The sequence below is a fragment of the Chromobacterium sp. HL1 genome (genome assembly GCF_057418835.1).
The window spans coordinates 2258755-2280695 of the sequence record NZ_CP162399.1; the positions used below are offsets into that span (position 1 = coordinate 2258755).

Consider the following 21941-nt stretch of genomic DNA (forward strand, 5'->3'; position numbering starts at 1 on the left):
GCGGCGCTCAATGCGCCGGGAAGCATGAAAGGTCGCGGCTGGCGTGGATCGGGCCTGGGTAATAACGGCGGACGATGGAGATCGATTGCTCCTTGAGCCGCAGGCCCTTGCCCATGAAATGGTTGAGCACCAGCTGCTTGGGCTTCGCCGCGGCGGCGATGCGGCCGACGACGGACGGCTTGGCGTGCAGGAAGGCGGAGGCGGGGTCCGCCTGCTCGTCGATGGCGAGCGGCATCACCAGAATGTCCGCGTTCTTGGCGAAATCGATAAAGCGAGGGTTGCCGCCGTTCTGATCGGCGGAGACGACGATGCTGCCGTCCTTGGTGTCGATCCGATAAGCGAGGCAGGGCACCTCGCCGTGCGGAATGCCGAGCGCGCTGATGCGGACGCCGTCTTTTTCATACACCGTGGTCGGCGTGGTCTTGCGGTAGTCCACATTGGACAGCGAGACCTTGAGCGGGATGTCGCCCTGGCCGGAGTAGAGGCCGGACAGATAGGCGTAAGCGCCGCTTTTGGCGTTGAACTGGGCGTTCATGAAGCCGCTCAGGCTGGGAAAGCCGGCGCCGCCCGTTGGGCCGGACATCTGAATGGCGCGGGGCGAGCTGAAAAAGTAGCTGCCCTTAAGCAGCGCGGGCAAGTCCGATACATGGTCGGTGTGAAAGTGGCTGAGGCCGATAAAGCCGACGTCTTCCAGCCGCGCGCCGGATTGGCCGAAGCGCAGAAAGGCGCCGCCGCCGGCGTCTATCAGCGCCACCGGCTTGCCCTTCCACCAGATCAGCGAGGCGGACGAAGCGCGGCCGTCATCGGAGATCGGCCCGCCCGAGCCCAGCAATTGCAAGGCGTAGTCTTTGTTTTCGCATTGAGTTGGGCTGGCCAGGGAAGCGTTGGCGGCGCAGGCCAGCAAGAGGGATAAGGCAAGCATGCGGATTTTCATTTTGCGCTCCTTGTGCGGCGCGGTGATTTGGCCTGAGGAGGGAGGCCGGCCTGCGTCATCGCCGCCGTGTTTCATTGAATTCGACGAGATTTCCCCTTGCAGGCGGGAGTCGCGTCGCTTTGGCTATGACTAAAGCTTATCACCGCGCTTATATCAGCATTACTTTTTGTATTTATAGATATGAGTAGAAAAACTTATATGCAGAGGTGAAGATCCCTTGAATATTCGGCGATGGGCGGCGACGGGAGAGCGCGGAGGAAGTAGACGGGGACAGCGTCAAAACGATGTGGAGGATCAAGCAGGCGCGCCGGCCTGCTTGTGATGGAAAGATGGATAGGGGTGTAGCGCGGGGGCGAGACGGGGCCCTCCGCCATGCGGCTAGGCCCGCCCCTCGTCCCGAGCGCGCAGCCACGCCACGGTGTGATTCAGCAATTGATAGGCGATGGAGATGGGCGTCGGCGTTTGCGGCAGGGCGTCGATGTCGAACCAGCCGGCGTCTTCGATCTCGCCCTCCTGAGGCTGGATGTCGCCGCTGTCGTACTCCGCGGTAAAGCCCAGCATCAGCGAGTGGGGAAAGGGCCAGGATTGAGAGCAGACGTAGCGCAGATTCTTGATGCGCACGCCCACCTCTTCAAACGCCTCGCGGTGCACGCATTCCTCCAGGGTTTCGCCGGGCTCGACAAAACCGGCCAGCGCGCTGTAGACGCCGGGGACGAAATGAGGGCTGCGCGCCAGCAACAATTGCCGGCCGCGATGGATTACCACCATCATCGCCGGCGACAGCTTGGGATAGTAGAGCTGGCCGCAGCTGGAACAGCGTTTGCCGCTATCGTCCGGCCGCTGAAGCAGCGGCCCGGCGCAACGGCCGCAATAACGATGAGTGCGCTGGAACTGGCGGATTTGCGCGGCGCGGGCGATGGCCGGCGTCAGCCCGGAGGGCAGGCTGAGCAAGGCCGGGCGCAGGGCCAGCCACTCGCAGCCAGCCGGCGGAGCGCCCACCAGTTCCGCCAGAAACAGATTGTGTTCCTCATGCACGCCGATGAACAGGATCTGGGCCAGCGGCCAGGCGCGCGCGCGGTCATCCGGCAGGGCCTGGTCCAGCAACAGGATCTTGGGCCCTTCGAAAATGCAGTAGCGGGCAGGCAGCGCGGGATCGGGCAGGGCGGGCAGGTCGAATGGCATGGCGGCTTGGTTAAGGTTTGAGCCCCTCAGTTTACGCCCACTCCCGGCGCCGCGTACATCCAGTGTTCGCTTTGCCGGCGCACCACCTCGGACAAAGAACCGCTGTCGTCGAACACCTGCCGCAGCCAGGCGCTGTCGGACTGCCGCTTCAACACCCGCTGGCGCAAGGCGGTCAACTGCGCCTGATTGCCCAGCGCCTCGGCCTGCGGCTCCAGCTGATTCAAGGTGTTGAGCAAATCCTCCTGCAGTCCGATCTGGCTATTGTTGCCGGCATCCACCAGCATGCCGTCAAAGCCGAAGCGGCAGGCCTGGAAACGGTTGTAGCTATACGTCAGATAATGTTCCTGACACACCTCGTCCTGGCGTTCGCTCAGACAGCGGTGCGCCAGCATCTGCGCGTAAGCCGCCAGCAGCACCGGCGTCTCCACCGACAGCGGCGTGTCGCAGATGCGGATTTCCACCGTGCCGTACTCCGGCTTGGGCCGGATGTCCCAGTAAAAGTCCTTCATGCTGGCGACAATGCCGAGGTTGGCCATGCGCCGGAAATAGTCGTTGAACTGCGCCCAGTTGTTGACGCAAGGCATGCAGCCGGACAGCGGGAAGGCGTTGACGCTGGTCAGCCGCGAGGTCTGGAACAGCGTGTCCACCCCCTGGTAAAACGGAGAAGACGCGGACAGCGCGATGAAGTGCGGAATGTAGCGCGCCAGATAATGAGTCAGGCGCACCGCGCTGTCGCCGTCCGGGCAGCCGATATGGATGTGCTGGCCGTAAACGGTGAACTGCTTGGCCAGATAGCCGTACAGCTCGGACACCAGGTGATAGCGCTCCTTGGGGTAGATGCGTTGCTCGTCCCAATGCTGGAACGGGTGCGAGCCGCCGCCGGCTAGGCCCAGATTCAGTTTGCGCGCGCTGCTGACCAGCAGCTCGCGGATGGCCAGAATCTCCTCCAGCATCTTGTTGACATCGCTGTGCACGGCGGTACCGATCTCAATCATGCCCTGGGTGATTTCCGGCTTGATGTCGAAACCGTGCTGCAGGCGATTCACCTGCAACAGCAAATCGTCCGAGCCGCGGGTCAGATCGTAATCGCGCCGATTGAGAATCATCAGCTCCAGCTCCACCCCCAGGGTCAGCGGCTGACTGCGGTTGAATTCCAGCATCGTCTCACTCCTGCGGCCGGGTTTCGCCGGCCAGCTTCAAGGCCAGGCGGGTCAGCACCGGCGCGCACAATTCATTGATCACCAGGATGGCCATCATCACTCCGCTGAAGTTTCCCGCGGCGGCGCCCAGGGAAATCGCGCCCAAGCTCATCAACAGCGAAGTGCCGCCGGACCAGGAGTTCAGCGCCAGGCCCAGGCAGGCGCCGTGGCGCTTGGGCAGGCCATTGGCGCCGGCCGCCAGCCACCAGATCAACACGGCGAAGCCGGTGCGCAGCAGCAGGCAGGCCAGGGCCACCGGCCAGAATTGCGCCAGCGACTGCGGCGCCAGTTGCGCGCCGGCGGCCACGAAGAACGCCACGGTAAAGATATGGGCGGACGACATGATGCCGCGTTCGGTCACGGTATGGCCGTGCTTGAGGTTGCGCGTGGCCAGGCCGGCCGTGAGCAAGGCCAGGGACGGCAAGACCTGCAGCATGTCCGCCACGCCGACCACCAGCGCGATCAAACCGAACAGCATGACTTTCTGCGATTCCCGCTGCCGGCCGCCCAGCCAGCGATTAAGCTGGATCGCCGCGAGACCGGCCAACAGGCCCAGCGCACAGGAGGCCAAGGTCAGCCAGCCCGGCAGCAGAATGCCGCTTTCCACGCCGTTGTTGCCGGACAGATGGCCATAGGACAAGGCCAGCGCGAAGCAGGGCAGGGCCAGCAGATTGGACAATGCCGTGGCCACCAGCAGGCGTTCGCTGACCTGGCCGTCCGCGTTAGACTCCCGCACAATCTCCAGCGTGACCACCGGCGAAGTGGCCACGCCCAGCGCCGCCAGCATCAGGCTGGCCGCCAGACCCAGGCCGAACAGCTGCAAGGCGGCGAACAGGCCAAGCAAGGTCAGCAGGCAATAGAACAAGGTGGTCAGCAACAAGGTGCGTTCCACTCGCAGCCAGCGCAAATCCACGCGGCGCCCGGCCTCAAACAGCGCAATGCCCAAGGCCAGGTGCACGAAGATGGACGCTTGCTGCAATAGTTGCTCGTCCAGTAGCCGCAGGCTGTGCGGACCAATCAGCAAGCCGGTCAGCACATAACCGACGATGGCGGGCAGACGCGCCACCCGCACGGCGATCTGGCCGCCAATCACGCCCAGCGACAAGAGCACGCCGAATGCCGCCAAAGGATTGAGCGCCAGCGTTTGCCAAGGCAGGCTCATGATAATTCCCCCGTTTATTTTTGATTTTGACTGACGCGCCAGCCTGAGCCGACGCAGCGAAAGCGGAATGTTGACGTCTTGCGACGGATCGGATGGGACGCGCATTGAAATGCGCGAAATCGCCCTCAGAGTATGAGAGACGATAAAACGGGACGAGAGTTCATGGTGATTGAGTGGATTCGCCGCGCGCTATCCGGCAAAACCGCTCCGGAAACGATGGCCGCGCTGCGAGAGCAGGCTGCGCGCATGCCGCTGCTGGCGGGGCTGAACGAGGCGGAGCTATCGCGCCTGATCGAACTGGCGGCCTGGGTTTTGCGCAGCAAAAGCTTCTCCGGCCAAGACGGGGTGCGCTTAAGCGCCCGCTCATGCGCCAGCGTGGCCCTGCAAATGGCGCTGCCCGCCATGAATCTGGGCAAAGCCGCCCTGAGCGGCTGGAACGACGTGGTGCTGTACCCGTCGCCGTTTGTCGCGCGCGACATCTGGATGGACGGCATAGGCCTGCAGCATGAAAGCGAGAGCGTGCTGATAGGCCAGGCCCGTCAGGACGGCCCGGTGGTGTTGTCGCTGCCGGACGCGCGCGCTTCCGAGCAGCTGGACGGCTGGAACGTGGTGATTCACGAAGTGGCGCACAAGCTGGACATGCTCAACGGCCCGGCCAACGGTTCGCCGCCCTTGCACAAGGGCATGCAACAGGCGCAATGGAGCCGCGTCTGGTCCCGGGGCTATCGCTTGTTGTGCCGCATGCTGGACCGCGGCATCGATCCCGGCTGGCTGGACCCGTACGCGGCGGAGAACCCGGCCGAGTTCTTCGCCGTGTTGAGCGAAGCCTTTTTCGAGCTGCCGCACCATCTCAAGTTGGACTGTCCGGAGCTGTACGAGCAGCTTGTCTTGTTCTACCGCCAAGATCCGGCGGCGAGGTTGCCCGAGCCCGAGGCGGACCCCGCCCCGGGCCCGGAGTTCTGATCAACCGGCGCGCGGCGCCGGCAGCTTCTCCAGGTCATCCAGCAAGCCCAGCAACTGGCTCAGCTTTTCCTGACCCAAATGGCTTTCTATCTGGCGATAACAGTCTTCCGCCAGCGGGGAGATCTGTTGAATCAGGTCACGGCCGTCCCGCGACATTGAAATGATCAGACGTCGGCTGTCCACATGGTCGCGCTGACGATGGATCAGCCCCGCCTTTTCCATGCGGACCAGGATGCCGGTCAGGCTTGGCGGCAGGATGCAAGCCCGGTCCGCGATAACGCCGGCCTCCTGATCGCCAAAGTCCTCCAGCACTCGCAGAATGCGCCACTGTTGCTCTGTCACCCCGTAACGGTTGAGGATCGGGCGGAAGTAAGCCATCACCGATTCCCTGGCCCGCAGCAGGTGCTGGGGCAGCCGTTGATTATGTAGTTTTATGTTTTTGTTGGTCATTTAGATCGTTGCTTCCGGCTGCGCGCAGCCAGTGTTGCTGGTTATCGCCCGAGAGGGCGAACTCGACAAATAAAATGCCATGCAAATACCTGTCACATATTTACTTTATTCCAAATTTTAATCCAAAAACAAAAAAAATAGCATCTCAATACCATATATTCATTGAATTAATTATGCATACCGGGCGAAGTAACGGGCAAAAGCGCCAAGCGACATAGCCTCCAAGAGCATAATTTGCGTTACGGTGACGATAATTTTGAATTTACGTCACAGTGACGCATAATTAACTTGGACCAACAGGCAGAAACGGGCAGAGGAGGGCGGGCAATGAAGGAAGAACAGCGACAAGGCGAAGCCGCCGCTGGCAGGAAGCGCGGCCGTCCTAGTACCGGCCTTGCAATGTCCGGGGCGGAACGGCAACGAAAGTACCGGGCAAATACCGTCACCGTAACGTTAAATGATAAGGAATGGGCCCACCTGACCAATATGTTGGAGCAGGCGCTGAAAGCTGACCCATCGCGTTACGGCGAGTCCGATTTCGCGCTGGCCAGAAAAATCTACAGCGCCGCCATCAAGGGCAACCCGCCGCCGGATTGTTTTCACAAGCCCGCGACCAAGCGTCAAAACGAAACATAGTCATTCCAGGACGCAACCATCCCAATGGCCACTGCGCAAGACGCCGCCTGGCTTATGCTGATGAGTGTTGTTTTTTGCGTGAGACCAAGAAGATGAACGCCTCTTACAGTCCAAGCGGAGTCTGCGTTGAAGCCGCTCCGGCCGGCGCGCATGGCTTTGACGCCGATACGCCGCTGTCCCTGGAGCTTGCCCGGCAGTTCGCCGCTTCCGGCTACCAGTTTTGCGTTCGTTATCTCTCGCTAGGGTCCGATGAGGACGCCTCAGACCTGTCCGCAAGCGAAGCGCAGGATATTCTTGAAGCAGGCCTGGCCTTGATGACCGTGCAACATGTGAGAGAGCCCGGCTGGTCGCCGAATGCGGCCATGGGCAAAAGCGACGGCCAGAACACCGCCGCGCATGCGAAAACGGTCGGATTATTGCCCGGCGTGAACATCTGGTGCGATCTGGAAGGCGTGGCGAACGGGACGGCGGCGCAGGATGTGGCCGACTATTGTTCGCAATGGTTTGAAGCGGTTTCCGCCGCGGGCTACGCGCCAGGCTTGTATGTAGGGTCCGACGCGGGATTGAGCGGAGCGCAGTTGTATGAATTGCCTTTCCAGCATTACTGGCAATCTTGCAGCAGCGTGCCGGAGATCCCGCAACGGGGCTACCAAATGGTGCAGACCCTGGTGCCTCAGCCGGTGAACGGGATCGGCATCGACGCCGATCAGACGCAAACCGACCAGTTGGGCGGCACGGTGAGATGGCAGGTTCTGACGGAGAGGGCTTGATAAAGCGGCGAAGAACTTGGAGCGCTTTTCCTAGCCTCCTTTATTTGACATAATATACATTATGCGAACATAAGGATAAACCAAGGTAGCGCCAGAACCCGCCTGAAGCCCACCCCTGGGCTTCAATGACTCAATCGCCTTTAGGCAAGCCGCTGATGATAGGCCCAAGGTCCAAAAACTGTTCCAGCATGTCCGCCAGCTTGTCGATATTGGTTTCTCGCAGCGCCGGGTAATCCAGCGCCACGGGGTCTTGCAATCCGGCCCAGCGCAGGATGGCCTGGCAGGCGGCCGGCTCGTCGAAGACGCCGTGTAGATAAGTGGCCAGGATCTGATCATCTTCCGAGCGCGCGCCGTCCGCGCCGCCGTCCTTGAAATGCAGCGCTGGCCGCTGCAGCGCCGGGCCGGAGCTGACTCCCATGTGGATTTCGTAGCCGGCGGCCTCGGCGTGGTCCAAGGTCAGCCGGCCGCACATCCGCGTCAGTCGCTTTTCCCGCGCCAGCGTGGTTTCCATGTCCAGCCAGCCCAGTCCGTCGCCGCTACCCGGTTCGCCTTCCAGTCCGTCTGGATCGTGGAGCTTGCGGCCCAGCATTTGCAAGCCGCCGCAAATGCCCAGCACCTTGCCGCCGTAGCGCAGATGGCGGCGTATCGCTTCTTCCCAGCCCTGCGCCCGCAGCCAGGCCAGGTCCGCCAGCACGCTCTTGCTGCCGGGTAGCACGATCAGATCGGCCGGTGGGATGGGCGCGCCGGCGCGCACCAGGGTGAATTCCACTTGTGGATGCAGGCGCAGCGGATCGAAATCGGTGTGGTTGCTGACGCGCGGCGCGGCCGGGGCGATGACGCGCAGCTTGTCGCCGGCGCCGCTCGCGCCGCCCGGCTTGTCCAGGCCCATGCTGTCCTCTGCTTCCAGGTGCAAATCGTGCAAATACGGCAGCACACCCAGCACGGGCTTGCCGGTATGTTGTTCCAGCCAATCGATGCCGCTCTTGAGCAGGCTGGGGTCGCCGCGGAAGCGGTTGATCACCAGGCCGATCACCCTGGCGTGCTCGGATTCCGACAGCAAGGCCAAGGTGCCGGCCAGGTGGGCGAATACGCCGCCGCGCTCGATGTCGGCCACCAGGATCACCGGGCAATCCACCGCCTCGGCGAAGCCCATATTGGCGATGTCGCCGTCGCGCAGATTGATCTCGGCCGGGCTGCCGGCGCCCTCGGCGATGATGCACTGGTATTGCCCCGCCAGCCTGGCGTGGGACGCCAGCACCGCCTTCATCGCCACCGGTTTGTAGTCGTGATAGCCGCGAGCCTCCATATTTCCTATCGCCCGCCCGTGGATGATGACCTGAGAGCCGGTATGGCTGTTGGGCTTCAACAGCACCGGGTTCATATCGGTATGCGGCTCCAGCCCGCAGGCCTGCGCTTGCACCGCCTGCGAGCGGCCGATCTCGCCGCCGTCCACCGTCACCGCGCTGTTCAGCGCCATGTTCTGCGGCTTGAACGGCGCCACCCTCACGCCACGGCGCGCCAACAGCCGGCACAAGCCGGTGGCCAGCGCGCTCTTGCCGGCATCGGATGTGGTGCCCTGAATCATGATGGTCTTGGCCATGGCATTCCCCCTGCACATAGATGGCGAACAAGGCTTAGAATGGCGGCTTGATTCATTCCGGCCATCCCAAACCCTAAAAATTTGCGCATTGGATACCTCCAAGCGGCGGTCGGCCATTATATAAGGTTGTGTGTTGAATTCCGCATTGTTTCTACCGCTAGCGCTGTTGCTGGACCGCCTGTTGGGCGAGCCGCGGCGCTGGCATCCATTGGTCGGCTTCGGTCGGCTGACCCGGGCCGTTGAGCGCTTTGCCTACCCCTCCTCGCCCGATGCCGAGCCCCGCTGGCGCATGCGTCTGCGCGGCGCCCTCTCCGTTTCACTCTTGATCCTGCCTCTGACGCTGGCGGCCTGGCTGCTAGCCCGGCTGCCGCTGCTGTCAGCCATTGTCCCGCTTGTTCTGCTCTACCTGGCGGTGGGCGCCAGGAGCTTGGCTCAGCATGCGGAGGCGGTCGGACAGGCGCTGGCCGACGGCGATCTCGCCTTGGCCCGTGAACGGGTGGGTTGGATCGTCAGCCGCGACACGAGCGAGCTGGATGAGGCCGGGATTGCCCGCGCCACCATTGAGTCGGTGCTGGAAAATGGCTGCGACGCGGTCTTTGCCGCGCTGTTCTGGTTTCTGCTGCTGGGCGCGCCCGGGGCGGTACTGTACCGGCTGTCCAACACGCTGGATGCGATGTGGGGCTATAAGAACGCCCGCTATTTGCATTTTGGCTGGGCCGCCGCCCGCCTCGACGATGTGTTGAACTATGTCCCGGCGCGGCTGACCGCCCTCACCTATCTGCTGCTGGGCCACGCGGCAAGCGGCTGGCGCTGCTGGAGAACGCAGGCGCCCACTTGGTACAGCCCCAACGCCGGCCCCGTGATGGCGGCCGGCGCCGGCGCGCTGGGCGTCTCCCTTGGCGGCGGCGCGCGCTACCATGGCCAGTGGAAGGAGCGCCCGCCCTTGGGCTGCGGCCCCGCGCCCACGCATCAGGACATCGGCCGCGCGGTGCGCTTGGTCAGCCGCGGCGCATGGCTGTGGGCCGGTCTTTCCCTATTGTGGGCTGTTTTGATTGGAGTCATGCATGCTTGAACACGGAGGCGGCCTGCTGCGCGCGGCCGCTGAATACGGTATTCCTCCTGGGGGTTGGCTGGACCTGTCCACCGGCGTCAATCCCAATGGCTGGCCAGTGCCGCCGCTGTCCGCCGACGGCTGGCTGCGGCTGCCGCAGGACCACGACGGGCTGGAAGCGGCGGCAGCGGAATATTACGGTTGCGAGCAACTGCTGCCGGTGGCCGGTTCTCAACCCGCCATCCAGGTGCTGCCTCGGCTGCGAGCGCCCTGCCGCGTCGGCATGTTGACCTTGTGCTACGCCGAACACCCCTACCAGTGGCAAAGGCGCGGACACAGCGTGGAACGGTTCACGCCGGACGGGCTGGCCGCGAATATTGATCAGCTGGACGTGGTTCAAATCTGCAACCCCAACAACCCCACCGGAGACCGTTTTGAACCGGCTTTGCTGGAAGACTGGCGGCAAAGGCTGGCGGAACGCGGCGGCTGGCTGCTGGTCGACGAAGCGTTTCTGGATGCGTCGCCGCGGGACAGCATGCTCCCCCATATCGGCAAGCCGGGCCTGATCGTGCTGCGCTCGGTCGGCAAATTCTTCGGCCTGGCCGGCGCCCGCGCCGGTTTCGTGTTCGCCCAGGCCGCGCTGCTTCAAGCGCTGGCCGAGGAACTGGGGCCTTGGGCCATGGCGGGTCCGGCGCGCGAAGCGGTGACGCTGGCGCTTGGCGACACCGCGTGGCAGCAATCCATGAGGAGCAAGCTGCTGCGCGATAGCGCGCGGCTGCGGAACTGTCTGGAGCGGCACGAACTCGCCCCGGCCGGCGGCTGCGAACTGTTCCAGTGGGTTCCCGGCGCGGCCAGCCTGCCCTTGCATCGACATCTGGCGGGGCGCGGCATCTTGAGCCGTTATTTCGAGTCCCTGCCCAGCTTGCGCTTTGGCCTGCCTAGCGGCGAACAGGACTGGGCGCGGCTGGAACAGGCCTTGGCGGATTGGCGGCGATTGTAATTAAAATCAAAACGCCAGCTGTTCACAGCCTGGTTTTTGTCACGTATCATCCGACCCCATCATGACGGTGCCCCAAAAACCTGTGTGCGAGCTCGCCAGCCAAGACGCGCGGCAGCTCGTAAACAGGTTCTCAGAGGGTGAAACGGGAACGCGGTGCAAGACCGCGGCTGCCCCCGCAACTGTAAGCGCAGAGTCCACGCCTAACGCCACTGGTCCCTAAACGGGCCGGGAAGGCGGCGCCGGACGGCGACGCGCGAGCCAGGAGACCGGCCGTCATACGTGTCGACGCAAGCAGAAACCGGGCGGGGTGTACCGGGGGATACGCACATGCGCCGCTCATGAACACTCGGCGACCTGTGCCCTCGTTTGCGCGACGGAAATCGTCTCCGAGGGCACCATGCATTCATCCACCGCGCCGTCCACCGGCCGCCGTCTGGCGCAGCACGCGCCGATACTCGCCGGGCTGATCCTGGCCAATCTATTGGCCTGGGCCTGGGCTTTCGCCGCCTTCGCCGACCATCCGGCCCAACTCGCCACCGCCCTGCTCGCCTATCTGTTCGGCCTGCGCCACGCGGTGGACGCCGATCACATCGCCGCCATCGACAACACCGTGCGCAAGCTGATGCAGGAAGGCCGCCGTCCGTCGGCGGTGGGCCTGTTCTTCTCCGCCGGCCACTCCGCGGTGGTGGTCATCGCCGTCGCCCTGATCGTGTTCGCCGCCAGCGCGCTGCAAAGCCGCGTCGCCGGCTTCAAGGAGATAGGCGGCGTTATCGGCACCAGCGTGTCGGCCTTCTTTCTGCTGACGCTGGCGCTGATCAATCTGTCTTCCTTGCGCGCGGTATGGGGCGCTTTCCGCCGCGCCCGCGCCGGCGAGGCCATTTGCGACGAGCAGCTGAATCTGCTGCTGAACAACCGCGGCCTGATCGCGCGCCTGCTCAAGCCGCTGTTTCGCATGGTGACCAAGAGCTGGCATATGTTGCCCATCGGCTTTTTGTTCGGCCTGGGTTTCGACACCGCCACTGAAATCGGCCTGTTCGCCATCGCCACCTCGCAAAGCGCCAACGGCGTGGCGCTGTGGCACATCATGGTGTTCCCGGCGTTGTTCGCCGCCGGCATGGCGCTGGTGGACACGCTGGACAGCATGATGATGGTGGAAGTCTACGGCTGGGCCTTCGTCAATCCGGTGCGCAAGCTCTGGTACAACCTGACCATCACCTTCGTTTCCGTCCTCGTCGCCGTCGGCATTGGCGGGCTGGAGGGCCTGGGCCTGCTGGCGGACAAGCTGCAGCTCACCGGCGGCTTCTGGGATCTGATCTCAGCGCTCAACAACGATCTGGCTCATTTCGGCTACTTCGTCATCGGCGTGTTCCTGCTGACGTGGCTTGCCTCCGCCGCCATTTATAAATGGAAGCGTTTTGACCAACTGACGCCGGAGGCGCGATGAGAACCCACGACAAACACGTGCTGATGTGCACCGGCCCGCGCTGCACGCCGGACGGCCAGGGTTCGGAAGCGATGTTCCTGCACCTGGGCCGCAGCATAGACGCTTGCGAAGGCCTGCGCGCCAAGCGCACCCGCAGCCACTGCTTCGCCGTGTGCAAGGAAGGCCCGGTGATGGTGGTGTATCCGGACGGGGTCTGGTACCGCAAGGTGAATGAAAGCGATATCGAACGCATCGTCTGCCAGCATCTGAAGGGCGGCGTTCCGGTCGAGGAATTGGTGTTCCATAAAACCGGCGTCGGCGACATCGAAACGGAGGCGCAGGCATGAGCGCCGCACTCGCCCTGTTGAGCCACGCCGGCACCGATCTCGCCGCGCTGGCGCGCGCGCGCTGGCCGGAAGATTTTCCCCTTGTCGCCGGCATCTCGCTGCAAGGCATTGCCGACGAGGCCGCGATGCAAGCGCTGCTGGACGGCCAACTGGCCCAGGCCCGCGCCATCGTGCTGCGCGTGCTGGGCCGCGCCGACGCGATACCCGGCCTGGAGCGGTTGCTGGCCCACGCGCGCCGGCTGCAGGCCGCGGTCATCGTGCTCAGCGGCACCGGCGAGCCGGACCCGGAGCTGCAAGCGCTATGCAGCGCGCCGGTATCGCTGCAGCAGGACGTCCACGCCTATCTGCAGGCCGGCGGCAGCGCCAATCTGGGCGAGCTGATGCGCTGCCTGGCGGACAGGCTGCTGCTGACCGGCTTCGGCTACCAGCCGCCGCTGCCGCTGCCCGAGCACGGCGTTTACCACCCGGAACTGAGCGCGCCCTGCTCGCTCGCCGACTGGCTGGAAATCCGCAACCCGGACTGGCCCACCGTGGGCCTGTGCTTCTACCGCGCCCACTGGCTGTCCGGCAACACCCGCTTCATTGATCTATTGGTCGATTGCCTGGCCGAGCGCGGCGTCAACGCGCTGCCGGTGTTCACCTCGTCCTTGCGCACGATTCAAGACGGCGGCCTGCCGGCGGCGCTGGCGCTGCTGGCCGATCCGCGCGCCCAGGTGTCCTTGCTGATCAACACCACCTCGTTCGCGATGGGCGACATCAACAACGACGGCCCCACCCAGCCCGGCTGGGCGGTGGAGGCTTCGGACCGGCTGAACCTGCCGGTGCTGCAGGCCATCACCAGCAGCATGACGCGCGAGCAATGGGAAGCCTCGGACCGCGGCTTCAACCCGCTGGACACCGCGATGAACGTGGCGCTGCCGGAATTCGACGGCCGCATCATCGGCGTGCCGCTGAGCTTCAAGCAGCCGGCCATGATGGACCAGCCCGGCCAGGCCGAACAATACGCGCCGCTGCCGGACCGCGCCCGCCGCCTGGCCGGCATCGCCGCCCGCCTGGCGCGGCTGCGCCATGTGGAAAACGCCGACAAACGCATCGCCTTCATCTTCACCAACTCCAATAGCAAGGCCTCGCAGATAGGCAATGCGGTGGGGCTGGATTCCCCGGCCTCCTTGTACGCGATGCTGCGCGGCATGCAGACACGCGGCTACCAGATGGACCCGCTGCCGCCGGACAGCGACGCGCTGATGCACGAGCTGATAGACCGCGGCGCCTACGATCAGGACTACCTGAGCGCCGAGCAGATGCGAAACGCCGCCGCCCGCGTGCCGGCCCAGCGCTACCAGGCCTGGTTCGACGAGCTGCCGGACAGTCTGCGCGACAAAATGCTGCAGCGCTGGGGCCAGCCGCCGGGCGGCGCTTACGTCGACGGCGACGAACTGGTGTTTTCCGGCCTCGATTACGGCAATGTCTTCGTCGCGCTGCAGCCGCCGCGCGGCTACGGCATGGACCCGGACGCCATCTACCACACGCCGGACCTGCCGCCCACCCACCACTACTACGCGCTGTACCGCTGGCTGCGCGACGACTGGCGGGCCGACGCCATCGTCCACGTCGGCAAGCACGGCACGCTGGAATGGCTGCCGGGCAAGGGCGTGGGTCTGTCGCAGAACTGCTTCCCGGATGCGCTCTTGGGCGACATGCCGCTGTTTTACCCCTTCATCGTCAACGATCCGGGCGAAGGCTCGCAGGCCAAGCGCCGCGGCCACGCGGTGATCATCGACCATCTGACGCCGACGATGACCACCGCCGACAGCTACGGCCCGCTGGCGCAGCTGACCCAGTTGGTGGACGAGTACTACCAGGTGGAGCTGCTGGACCCGAACAAGCTGCCGCTGTTGCAGCAACAGATCTGGGACCTGATCAAGGAGGCCAAGCTCGACACCGACCTGGCGGCGATGCTGAAACATGATCACGAGCATGAGCACGACCATGATCACGAGCCTCGCCACGATCATGAGCACCCGCACCCGCATGGCGGACATCATCACGCGCCCGCCGCCATCCACGGCAAATACCGGCCGCAGGCGGCCAAACCGGCTGCCGCGATGAAACCGGCGGCGGCCGCGGCGGCGAAGTATCGCCCGGCCAAGGCCGCCCACGGCCACGATCATGGGCACCACCATCACGATCATGAACACCATGGCCATCACCACGACCATCATCATCATGATCATCACGGCCACAGCCACAGCCACGACCACCACGATCATGACCACGACTGGGACGACACGCTGAACGAAGACGGCGTGCCCTTGAGCCTGGCCAAGATGGACGGCGTCGACGTCGCCCACCTGATCGAGGACATTGACGGCTATCTGTGCGAGCTGGGCGCGGCGCAGATCCGCGACGGCCTGCACGTGCTGGGCAACGCGCCGCAGGGCGAGGCGCTGGTCGACATGCTGCTGGCGCTGACCCGGCTGCCCAATCTGGGCATCCCCGGCCTGCCCGCCAGCGTGGCGGCGGCCTGCGGCGGCGACTGGACGCTGTGGCAGCAGGATCAGGGCAAACGGCTGAGCGACACCCCCGCGGCCTTGCAAGCGCTGGCCGGCCTGCCCCTGGTCACCCGCGCCGACGCCCACGACGCGGTGCTGAAGCTGTCGCGCGCGCTGATCGCCGAGCTGGCCGCGCGCGGCTACGACAGCGCCGCCGTGCCGGCCGCCGTCGCCGCCATGCTGCCCGGCATCGAACCCAAGGCCGATCTGGAACGAGTGCTGAACTTCGTCTGCGCCGAGCTGTGCCTGAAGCTGGCCCGCACCGCGGAGGAGATAGACAATCTCTTGCGCGGTCTGGAGGGCGGCTACGTGCCGGCCGGCCCCAGCGGCGCGCCCACGCGCGGCATGGCCCACATTCTGCCCACCGGCCGCAATTTCTACTCGGTGGACCCGCGCAGCCTGCCCTCCAACGCCGCCTGGCGCATAGGCGACGGCCTGGCGCGCGAGATGCTGGCCCGCCATCTGAAGGAAACCGGCCAGTATCCGGAATCGGTGGCCATCAGCGTGTGGGGCACCAGCGCGATGCGCACCCATGGCGACGACATCGCCGAAATCCTGTCCCTGCTCGGCGTCAAGCCGCGCTGGCAACAGGAAAGCCGCCGGGTGCAGGGTCTGGAAGTGATTCCCCTGGCCGAACTGGGCCGGCCGCGCATCGACGTCACCGTGCGCATCAGCGGCTTCTTCCGCGACGCCTTCCCGCATCTGATTGCGCTGATCGACGAGGCGGTGCACACCGTGGCGCGGCTGGACGAGCCGCTGGAGCAGAACTTCCTGCGCAAGCACTACCTGGCCGACCTGAAAAACGAGCTGCTGGGCGCCCTGCCCGACGCCGACGCGCAGTCGCTGTACCGCGTGTTCGGGGCGAAACCGGGCAGCTACGGCGCCGGCATTCTGCCGCTGATCAACGAGCAGAACTGGCAGAACGACGCCGACTTCGCCACCGCCTACGTCAACTGGGGCGGCTACGCCTACGGCCGCGAGGCCAACGGCGCCGACGCCCGCGACGCGCTGCGCCACCGGCTGGCCGGCGTGGAAGTGGCGCTGCACAACCAGGACAACCGCGAACACGACATCTTCGACAGCGACGACTACCTGCAATACCACGGCGGCATGATCGCGACGATACGCAGCCTCAGCGGCCGCCAGCCGCGCGCCTTCTTCGGCGACAGCCACAATCCGGAAGCGCCGGCGGTGCGCGGGCTGAAGGAGGAAGTGCTGCGCGTGTTCCGTTCGCGGGTGGCCAACCCCAAGTGGATAGCCGGCATCCAGAAGCACGGCTACAAGGGCGCGCTGGAGCTGACCGCCACCGTCGATTATCTGTTCGGCTACGACGCCACCGCCCAGGTGGTGGACGACTGGGTCTATGAACAACTGGCGCAAAGCTACGCGCTGGACCCGGCGATGCAGCAGTTCTTCGCCGACAGCAACCCCTGGGCGCTGAACGCCATCACCGACCGTCTGCTGGAAGCCGCGCAGCGCCAGTTGTGGGCGGAGCCGGACCCGGAGACGCTGGCCGCCCTGCGCCAGCTGCACCTGGATAGCGAGGCGCTGCTGGAAGCGCGCGGAGAGAGCAAAGCATGAACCCCCAAAACAGAATGAGCCAGGGCAACACTGGGAAGGCAGGAAAATGAAAACCGGAAAAATCCCATCGTTTCCCGGAGCATGGGAGCAGAAGCATCCACATCGCCCCGCTGCGCCCAATTCCGTGTCTTTCCGTGTGCTTCCGTGGCAAATAAGGGTTTCAGCATGAGCCCGATTTACCCCTTCGCCGCCGTCGTCGGCCAGCAACAACTGAAGCAGGCGCTGCTGATCTGCGCGGTGGACCCCACCGTCGGCGGCGTGCTGGTGCGCGGCGACAAGGGCAGCGCCAAGAGCACCGCCGCGCGCGGCCTGGCCGCCGTGCTGCCGCCCATCCGCCGCGCCGCCGGCTGCGGCTACAACTGCGAGCCTGACCACCCGCTGCCGCTGTGCCCGGTGTGCTCCGGCGACGCGCGCGCGCTGCATGACGGCCCGGTGCCCTTCATCAACCTGCCGCTGGGCGCCACCGAGGACCGGGTGCTGGGCAGCCTGGACTTCGAAAAGGCGCTGCAAGGCGGCAAGCAGGCCTTCAAGCCCGGCCTGTTGGCCGCAGCCCACCGCGGCATGCTCTACATCGACGAAGTCAACCTCTTGGCCGACCATCTGGTGGACGTGCTGCTGGACGCCGCCGCGATGGGCGTCAACACCGTGGAGCGCGAGGGCCTGGCGGTCAGCCACCCGGCGCGGGTGACGTTGCTTGGCACCATGAACCAGGAAGAAGGCGATCTGCGGCCGCAGCTGCTGGACCGCTTCGGCCTGATGGTGGACGTGGCCGCGCCGCGCGAGCCTCTTCAGCGCGCCGAGGTGGTGCGCCGCCGCCTGGCCTTCGAGGCCGATCCGGCCGGCTTCGCCGCGCAGTGGCAGGCCGACAGCGAGGCGCTGCGCGCCAAGATCGCCGCCGCCCGCGCCTTGCTGCCGCAAACCCGGCTCAGCGATAGCTTGTTCCACTTCGTCAGCGAGCTGTGCTGCGAATTCGAAGTCAGCAGCTTGCGCGCCGACATCGTGCTGAACAAGGCCGCCCGCGCGCTGGCGGCGCTGGACGGCCGCGTCGACGCCTCCGCCGAGGATGTCCGCGACGCCGCCCGGCTGGTGCTGCCGCACCGCCGCCGCAGCAAGCCGTTCGAACAGAGCGGGCTGGATCAGGACAAGCTGGAACAGATGACGCGGCAAGCGTCGAATCCGCCGCCACCCCCGCAGGAGCGGAACGGCGCCGACCAGCCGCCGCCGGATGGCGACGGCGAACAGCAAGCGGACACGTCCGGCCATGGCGCCGAGCAAATCTTCGCCGCGGCGCCGGCCGGCGACATCGCCCGCATCCGCGTCCAGGCTCCCTCCTCCGGCGACGCCGCCGGCCGCCGCAGCGACGGCGCCAGCCGTCAGCGCGGCCACTATGTGCGCGCCGAAGCCAACCCGCAGCCGGCCCAGCTGGCGGTGGACGCCACCCTGCGCCACGCGCTGCTGCGCGACCCCAACAACTTCGCGGTCACCCGCGCCGACCTGCACGACAAGGTCCGCGTCGCCAAACAGGGCAATCTGATCCTGCTGGTCGTCGACGCGTCGGGATCGATGGCGGCCCGCCAGCGCATGGAGCAGGTCAAGGGCACGGTGCTGAGCCTGCTGGAAGACGCTTACCGCCGCCGCGATCAGGTGGCGCTGATCGCCTTCCGCGGCCAGCAGGCGGAACTGCTGCTGCCGCCGTGCAACCGCGTGGAGCAGGCCGAACGGGCGCTGCGCGAGCTGCCCACCGGCGGCCGCACCCCGCTGGCGCACGCGCTGGCGCTGGCCGCCGACACGCTGTCCCGCCAGCTGGGCGGCCCGGCGCCGCTGCTGGTCATCCTGAGCGACGGCCGCGCCAATGTGGCGCTGGACGGAGACGGCGACCCGTGGCGGCAAGCGCTGGACCTGGCCGGCCAGCTGGCCGGCACGCCGACGCTGGTGCTGGACACCGAGCAGGACTTCGTCCGCCTGGGCCGCGCCCGCGAACTGGCCGAGGCGCTGGGCGCGGAATACCTGGCTTGCGACACCCTGACCGGCGAGCAACTGACATTGACGATTCGACAAAGACTGGGCCGCTGAGATGACGGGCAAGGTTTATCTGATAGGCGCCGGTCCCGGCGACCTGGACATGCTGACGCTGAAGGCCGCGCGCTGCCTGCGGCTGGCCGATGTGGCGCTGGTGGACGATCTGGTGCATCCGGATATTCACACCATGCTGCGGCCGGACGCTGAAATCGTGCCGGTGGGCAAGCGCGGCGGCCGGCCGTCTACGCCGCAGGCCGCCATCGAGCAAAGAATGATGGACGAGGCCCGCGCCGGCAGGACAGTGGCGCGCCTCAAGGGCGGCGACCCCTTCGTCTTCGGCCGCGGCGGCGAGGAAATGCTGAAGCTGCAAGCAGCCGGCATCGAGGTGGAAATCGTCAACGGCCTCAGCGCCGGCCTGGCGGTGCCGGCCACGCTGGGCATTCCGCTGACCCACCGCCATTTCGTCCACGGCGTCACTTTTGTCTCCGGCCACCCGCATCAGGACGGCGACGAGCCCAACTGGCGGGCGCTGGCGCAAAGCGGCATGACGCTGGTGATCTATATGGGCGTCAAGCGGCTGCCCTTGATCCGCGCCGAACTGCTGCGCCACGGCCTGAAACCCGACACCCCGGCCGCGGCGATAGAAAACGGCACCCTGCCGCAGCAGCGCCAGGTGCTGAGCACCCTGGACACGCTGGAACAAGACATGAGCGCGGCCGGCATCCACAGCCCGGCGCTGATCGTCATCGGACCGACGGTGGCGCTGGCGTCCTGTAGCCCGTCCGCCGCCAACGAAACAAGGAAAGAACTCGCATGATCATCTGCATAGGCGCCGGCCCTGGCGACATCGGCTACCTGCCGCAACGCTCCGCCCAACTGATACGCGAGGCCGACGTGGTGGCCGGCTTCAACGCGGTGGTGGACGTGGTGCGCCCGCTGATCCCGGACACGGCCGAAGTGATCCAGATGGGCTACCGCGATCAGGTGGCGCAGCTGGACATCGTCGCCGAGCGCCACCGCGCCGGCAAAAACTGCGTGGTGGTGTTCATGGGCGACATCCACTTCAGCGGCTTCCAGTATCTGGAGCGAGTGGAGCGCGCCTGCGGCCACCCGGTGGACACCATACCCGGCATCTCGTCGGCGCAGATCCTAGCCTCGCGCGGCAAGGTGTGCTTCGACGAAACCAGCTTCATCACCTTCCACCGCCGCGGCGACCTGACCCCGTTCAAGCGCCACCTGGTGCATGTGCTGCAGGACGGCCGCAACGCCATCGTGATCCCCTGCCCCTGGGACGAGGCGCGTTCCTTCATGCCCTGGCACATCGCCGCCTATCTGCTGGAAAACGGCATCCCGGCCGGCCAGCAGGTGGAAGTGTGGGAAAACCTGACCCGCAACGAGGCGGAATGGCGCGGCACGCTGGCCGAGTGCGCGGAGCAGCGCTTCTCCGACATGAGCATCATGCTGATCCGCACGCTCGCGCCGATGGACAGCCAGATCGAGCCGACCCACAAATGAGCCAGCAAGACTACGCCATCGTGCTGGCCGGCCACGGCAGCCGCGACCCGGACGGGGTGAACGAATTCATGCAGCTGGTGGACGCGTTGAAGGCGCGCGCCGGCGAGCGCCAGGTGGCTCACGGCTTTCTGGAGTTCGCCCGCCCCACCATAGACGAGGCGGTGGACCAGGTGCTGGCCGCCGGCGCCAAGACCGTGGTGATGGTGCCCGGCGTGCTGTTGGCCGCCACCCACGCCAAGAACGACATGCCCAGCGAGCTGCTGGCGCTGCGGCAGGCGCATCCGGGCATAGCCTTTCACTTCGGCGCGGCGCTGGACCTGCATCCGCGGCTGTTGGCGCTGTGTCGTCAACGCATCGTCGAGGCCGAGGCGGCGTCGCCGCACACGGTGTCGCGCAACGACACCTGTCTGGTCGTCGTCGGCCGCGGCACCTCGGACCCGGACGCCAACTCCGAAATCTCCAAGCTCACGCGCATGCTGGAAGAAGGCCTGGGCTTCGCCGCGTCTTTCGTCTGCTATTCCGGCACCGCCAAACCCTTGGTGGCCGACGGCCTGCGCGCCGCCGCCATGCTGGGCTACCGCCGCATCGTGATGCTGCCCTACTTTCTGTTCGACGGCGTGCTGGTCAAGCGCATCTACGGCGCGGCGGCGGACCTGGCGGCGCGCCATCCGGAGGTCGAGGTGCTGAGCGCCGGCTATCTGGGCCCGGACGAGCAAGTGGCCGAGGTGTTTCTGGAACGCGCGCAGGAGGGCGTGGAAGGCCGCGCGGCGATGAACTGCGCGCTGTGCAAGTACCGGGTGCAGATCGTCGGCTTCGAACAACAAGTGGGCGAGCCGCAGCGCGGCCACCACGGCAAGGTGCGCGGCCTGCTGGAGCGCGAGCCCAGCTCCAGCCAGCCGCCGGCCTGGAAACGCTACACCCCGCACCCGATAGAAGCGGAAAGCATGCGCATCATCAATGAGGGCCGCGACTGGTCGGCCTTCCCCGCCGAGCAGCGCACCGCGCTGATGCGGCTGGTGCACACCACCGGCGACTTCAACAGCGTGGACGAGCTGTTTTTCTCGCCCGGCGCCTGCGAAACCGGCATGCGCGCGCTGCTGCGCTGCCGCCGCGTGGTCACCGACGTCACCATGGTGGAAACCGGCCTCAAGCGCGAAGTGCTGCGCCAGCTGGAAGTGGAAACCTGGTGCGGCGTGCACGACGAGGAAACCCGGCTGCTGGCCGAAGCCAACGGCATCACCCGCTCCGCCGCCGGCATCCGCCGCGCCTGGCAGAAGTTCGGCAACGACTGCGTGGTGGCGATAGGCGACGCGCCCACCGCCATCCGCGAGGTGGTGCGCCTGGTGCGCGATCACGGCTGGCGGCCGCAGCTGGTGGTGGGCCTGCCGGTGGGCTTCGTCGGCACCCGCGAATGCAAGGACGAGCTGCGCGCGCTGCTGCAAGTGCCGCGCATCACCAATCGCGGCACCCGCGGCGGCTCGCCGTGGGCGGCCACCGTGGTCAACGCGCTGATGATAGACGCGATCGAACACGTGCATCAGCAGCAGGAAGCCTGAG

Annotated in this window: 18 protein-coding genes and 1 riboswitch; of the genes, 12 read left to right on the forward strand and 6 right to left on the reverse strand. The window is 65.8% G+C overall.

The annotated features are described in order from the left end of the window. Positions 1-7: 7 nt before the first annotated feature. The 4 genes from AB1Z25_RS10255 to AB1Z25_RS10270 form a co-directional block, all read right to left on the reverse strand. The gene (locus AB1Z25_RS10255) at positions 8-922 is read right to left on the reverse strand and encodes an MBL fold metallo-hydrolase (RefSeq protein ID WP_486637168.1); all 915 of its coding nucleotides are present in this window, start codon (positions 920-922) and stop codon (positions 8-10) included. Positions 923-1312: 390 nt separating this feature from the next. After that, the gene (gene nudC, locus AB1Z25_RS10260) at positions 1313-2116 is read right to left on the reverse strand and encodes an NAD(+) diphosphatase (protein WP_227108358.1); all 804 of its coding nucleotides are present in this window, start codon (positions 2114-2116) and stop codon (positions 1313-1315) included. Between the two features lie 26 nt (positions 2117-2142). Then, positions 2143-3276 (reverse strand): YbdK family carboxylate-amine ligase, encoded by a 1134-nt coding sequence (locus tag AB1Z25_RS10265; RefSeq protein ID WP_107800002.1) that lies wholly within the window; start codon positions 3274-3276, stop codon positions 2143-2145. A gap of 4 nt (positions 3277-3280) precedes the next feature. Continuing rightward, on the reverse strand, positions 3281-4477 hold the full coding sequence (locus AB1Z25_RS10270) for a cation:proton antiporter (protein ID WP_227108360.1): 1197 nt from the start codon (positions 4475-4477) through the stop codon (positions 3281-3283). 162 nt (positions 4478-4639) lie between these two features. On the opposite strand from AB1Z25_RS10270, the gene AB1Z25_RS10275 reads away from it, so the two are divergent. Continuing rightward, positions 4640-5440 carry a M90 family metallopeptidase gene (locus tag AB1Z25_RS10275; RefSeq protein ID WP_486637169.1) on the forward strand — a complete coding sequence of 267 codons (801 nt, stop codon included), beginning with the start codon at positions 4640-4642 and terminating at the stop codon, positions 5438-5440. On the opposite strand, the gene hpaR is transcribed toward AB1Z25_RS10275, so the two are convergent. Beyond that, positions 5441-5890 (reverse strand): homoprotocatechuate degradation operon regulator HpaR, encoded by a 450-nt coding sequence (gene hpaR / locus AB1Z25_RS10280; protein WP_227108364.1) that lies wholly within the window; start codon positions 5888-5890, stop codon positions 5441-5443. It lies immediately after the preceding gene. A gap of 327 nt (positions 5891-6217) precedes the next feature. Here hpaR and AB1Z25_RS10285 point away from each other — a divergent pair, with 327 nt between their 5' ends. Together AB1Z25_RS10285 and AB1Z25_RS10290 are read left to right on the forward strand one after the other, a co-directional pair. Further along, a complete protein-coding gene (locus AB1Z25_RS10285) occupies positions 6218-6526 on the forward strand; it encodes a hypothetical protein (RefSeq protein WP_107800004.1) in 309 nt (102 codons plus the stop codon). Between the two features lie 74 nt (positions 6527-6600). Further along, the gene (locus AB1Z25_RS10290; protein ID WP_486637170.1) at positions 6601-7296 is read left to right on the forward strand and encodes a DUF1906 domain-containing protein; all 696 of its coding nucleotides are present in this window, start codon (positions 6601-6603) and stop codon (positions 7294-7296) included. A 130-nt stretch (positions 7297-7426) separates the two neighbouring features. Here AB1Z25_RS10290 and AB1Z25_RS10295 read toward each other — a convergent pair whose 3' ends face one another. Then, a complete protein-coding gene (locus AB1Z25_RS10295; protein ID WP_486637171.1) occupies positions 7427-8896 on the reverse strand; it encodes a cobyric acid synthase in 1470 nt (489 codons plus the stop codon). A 145-nt stretch (positions 8897-9041) separates the two neighbouring features. Here AB1Z25_RS10295 and cbiB point away from each other — a divergent pair, with 145 nt between their 5' ends. The 9 genes from cbiB (at position 9042) to AB1Z25_RS10340 (ending at position 21940) form a co-directional block, all read left to right on the forward strand. Next, on the forward strand, positions 9042-9968 hold the full coding sequence (gene cbiB / locus AB1Z25_RS10300; RefSeq protein WP_486637172.1) for an adenosylcobinamide-phosphate synthase CbiB: 927 nt from the start codon (positions 9042-9044) through the stop codon (positions 9966-9968). Beyond that, positions 9961-10947 (forward strand): threonine-phosphate decarboxylase CobD, encoded by a 987-nt coding sequence (cobD, locus tag AB1Z25_RS10305; protein WP_486637173.1) that lies wholly within the window; start codon positions 9961-9963, stop codon positions 10945-10947. Before cbiB ends, cobD begins: the two co-directional genes overlap by 8 nt. A gap of 107 nt (positions 10948-11054) precedes the next feature. After that, a riboswitch (cobalamin riboswitch) is annotated at positions 11055-11236 on the forward strand. A 108-nt stretch (positions 11237-11344) separates the two neighbouring features. Beyond that, a complete protein-coding gene (locus AB1Z25_RS10310) occupies positions 11345-12391 on the forward strand; it encodes a HoxN/HupN/NixA family nickel/cobalt transporter (RefSeq protein WP_486637174.1) in 1047 nt (348 codons plus the stop codon). Next, positions 12388-12717 carry a (2Fe-2S) ferredoxin domain-containing protein gene (locus tag AB1Z25_RS10315; protein ID WP_107800024.1) on the forward strand — a complete coding sequence of 110 codons (330 nt, stop codon included), beginning with the start codon at positions 12388-12390 and terminating at the stop codon, positions 12715-12717. Before AB1Z25_RS10310 ends, AB1Z25_RS10315 begins: the two co-directional genes overlap by 4 nt. Continuing rightward, positions 12714-16850: a cobaltochelatase subunit CobN gene (locus AB1Z25_RS10320; protein ID WP_486637175.1), complete on the forward strand. Its 4137-nt coding sequence runs from the start codon at positions 12714-12716 to the stop codon at positions 16848-16850. Before AB1Z25_RS10315 ends, AB1Z25_RS10320 begins: the two co-directional genes overlap by 4 nt. Before the next feature lie 165 nt (positions 16851-17015). Next, positions 17016-18923 carry a putative cobaltochelatase gene (locus tag AB1Z25_RS10325; protein WP_486637176.1) on the forward strand — a complete coding sequence of 636 codons (1908 nt, stop codon included), beginning with the start codon at positions 17016-17018 and terminating at the stop codon, positions 18921-18923. A 1-nt stretch (position 18924) separates the two neighbouring features. After that, positions 18925-19686 carry a uroporphyrinogen-III C-methyltransferase gene (gene cobA, locus AB1Z25_RS10330; RefSeq protein ID WP_486637177.1) on the forward strand — a complete coding sequence of 254 codons (762 nt, stop codon included), beginning with the start codon at positions 18925-18927 and terminating at the stop codon, positions 19684-19686. Continuing rightward, entirely contained in the window at positions 19683-20384 is a 702-nt protein-coding gene (locus AB1Z25_RS10335) for a cobalt-precorrin-7 (C(5))-methyltransferase (RefSeq protein WP_107800028.1), read from the forward strand. The genes cobA and AB1Z25_RS10335 overlap by 4 nt, the downstream gene beginning before the upstream one ends. Continuing rightward, complete coding sequence (locus tag AB1Z25_RS10340; RefSeq protein WP_486637178.1) at positions 20381-21940, forward strand: precorrin-8X methylmutase; 1560 nt, start codon at positions 20381-20383, stop codon at positions 21938-21940. Before AB1Z25_RS10335 ends, AB1Z25_RS10340 begins: the two co-directional genes overlap by 4 nt. The last annotated feature ends 1 nt before the right edge of the window (position 21941 follow it).

What these genes read in the sequence shown, in the direction of transcription:
- AB1Z25_RS10255 (WP_486637168.1), bottom strand. Translation starts at nt 922, where the DNA reads ATGCTTGCCTTATCCCTCTTGCTGGCCTGCGCCGCCAACGCTTCCCTG.
- nudC (WP_227108358.1), bottom strand. Translation starts at nt 2,116, where the DNA reads ATGCCATTCGACCTGCCCGCCCTGCCCGATCCCGCGCTGCCTGCCCGC.
- AB1Z25_RS10265 (WP_107800002.1), bottom strand. Translation starts at nt 3,276, where the DNA reads ATGCTGGAATTCAACCGCAGTCAGCCGCTGACCCTGGGGGTGGAGCTG.
- AB1Z25_RS10270 (WP_227108360.1), bottom strand. Translation starts at nt 4,477, where the DNA reads ATGAGCCTGCCTTGGCAAACGCTGGCGCTCAATCCTTTGGCGGCATTC.
- AB1Z25_RS10275 (WP_486637169.1), top strand. Translation starts at nt 4,640, where the DNA reads ATGGTGATTGAGTGGATTCGCCGCGCGCTATCCGGCAAAACCGCTCCG.
- hpaR (WP_227108364.1), bottom strand. Translation starts at nt 5,890, where the DNA reads ATGACCAACAAAAACATAAAACTACATAATCAACGGCTGCCCCAGCAC.
- AB1Z25_RS10285 (WP_107800004.1), top strand. Translation starts at nt 6,218, where the DNA reads ATGAAGGAAGAACAGCGACAAGGCGAAGCCGCCGCTGGCAGGAAGCGC.
- AB1Z25_RS10295 (WP_486637171.1), bottom strand. Translation starts at nt 8,896, where the DNA reads ATGGCCAAGACCATCATGATTCAGGGCACCACATCCGATGCCGGCAAG.
- cobD (WP_486637173.1), top strand. Translation starts at nt 9,961, where the DNA reads ATGCTTGAACACGGAGGCGGCCTGCTGCGCGCGGCCGCTGAATACGGT.
- AB1Z25_RS10310 (WP_486637174.1), top strand. Translation starts at nt 11,345, where the DNA reads ATGCATTCATCCACCGCGCCGTCCACCGGCCGCCGTCTGGCGCAGCAC.
- AB1Z25_RS10315 (WP_107800024.1), top strand. Translation starts at nt 12,388, where the DNA reads ATGAGAACCCACGACAAACACGTGCTGATGTGCACCGGCCCGCGCTGC.
- AB1Z25_RS10320 (WP_486637175.1), top strand. Translation starts at nt 12,714, where the DNA reads ATGAGCGCCGCACTCGCCCTGTTGAGCCACGCCGGCACCGATCTCGCC.
- AB1Z25_RS10325 (WP_486637176.1), top strand. Translation starts at nt 17,016, where the DNA reads ATGAGCCCGATTTACCCCTTCGCCGCCGTCGTCGGCCAGCAACAACTG.
- cobA (WP_486637177.1), top strand. Translation starts at nt 18,925, where the DNA reads ATGACGGGCAAGGTTTATCTGATAGGCGCCGGTCCCGGCGACCTGGAC.
- AB1Z25_RS10335 (WP_107800028.1), top strand. Translation starts at nt 19,683, where the DNA reads ATGATCATCTGCATAGGCGCCGGCCCTGGCGACATCGGCTACCTGCCG.
- AB1Z25_RS10340 (WP_486637178.1), top strand. Translation starts at nt 20,381, where the DNA reads ATGAGCCAGCAAGACTACGCCATCGTGCTGGCCGGCCACGGCAGCCGC.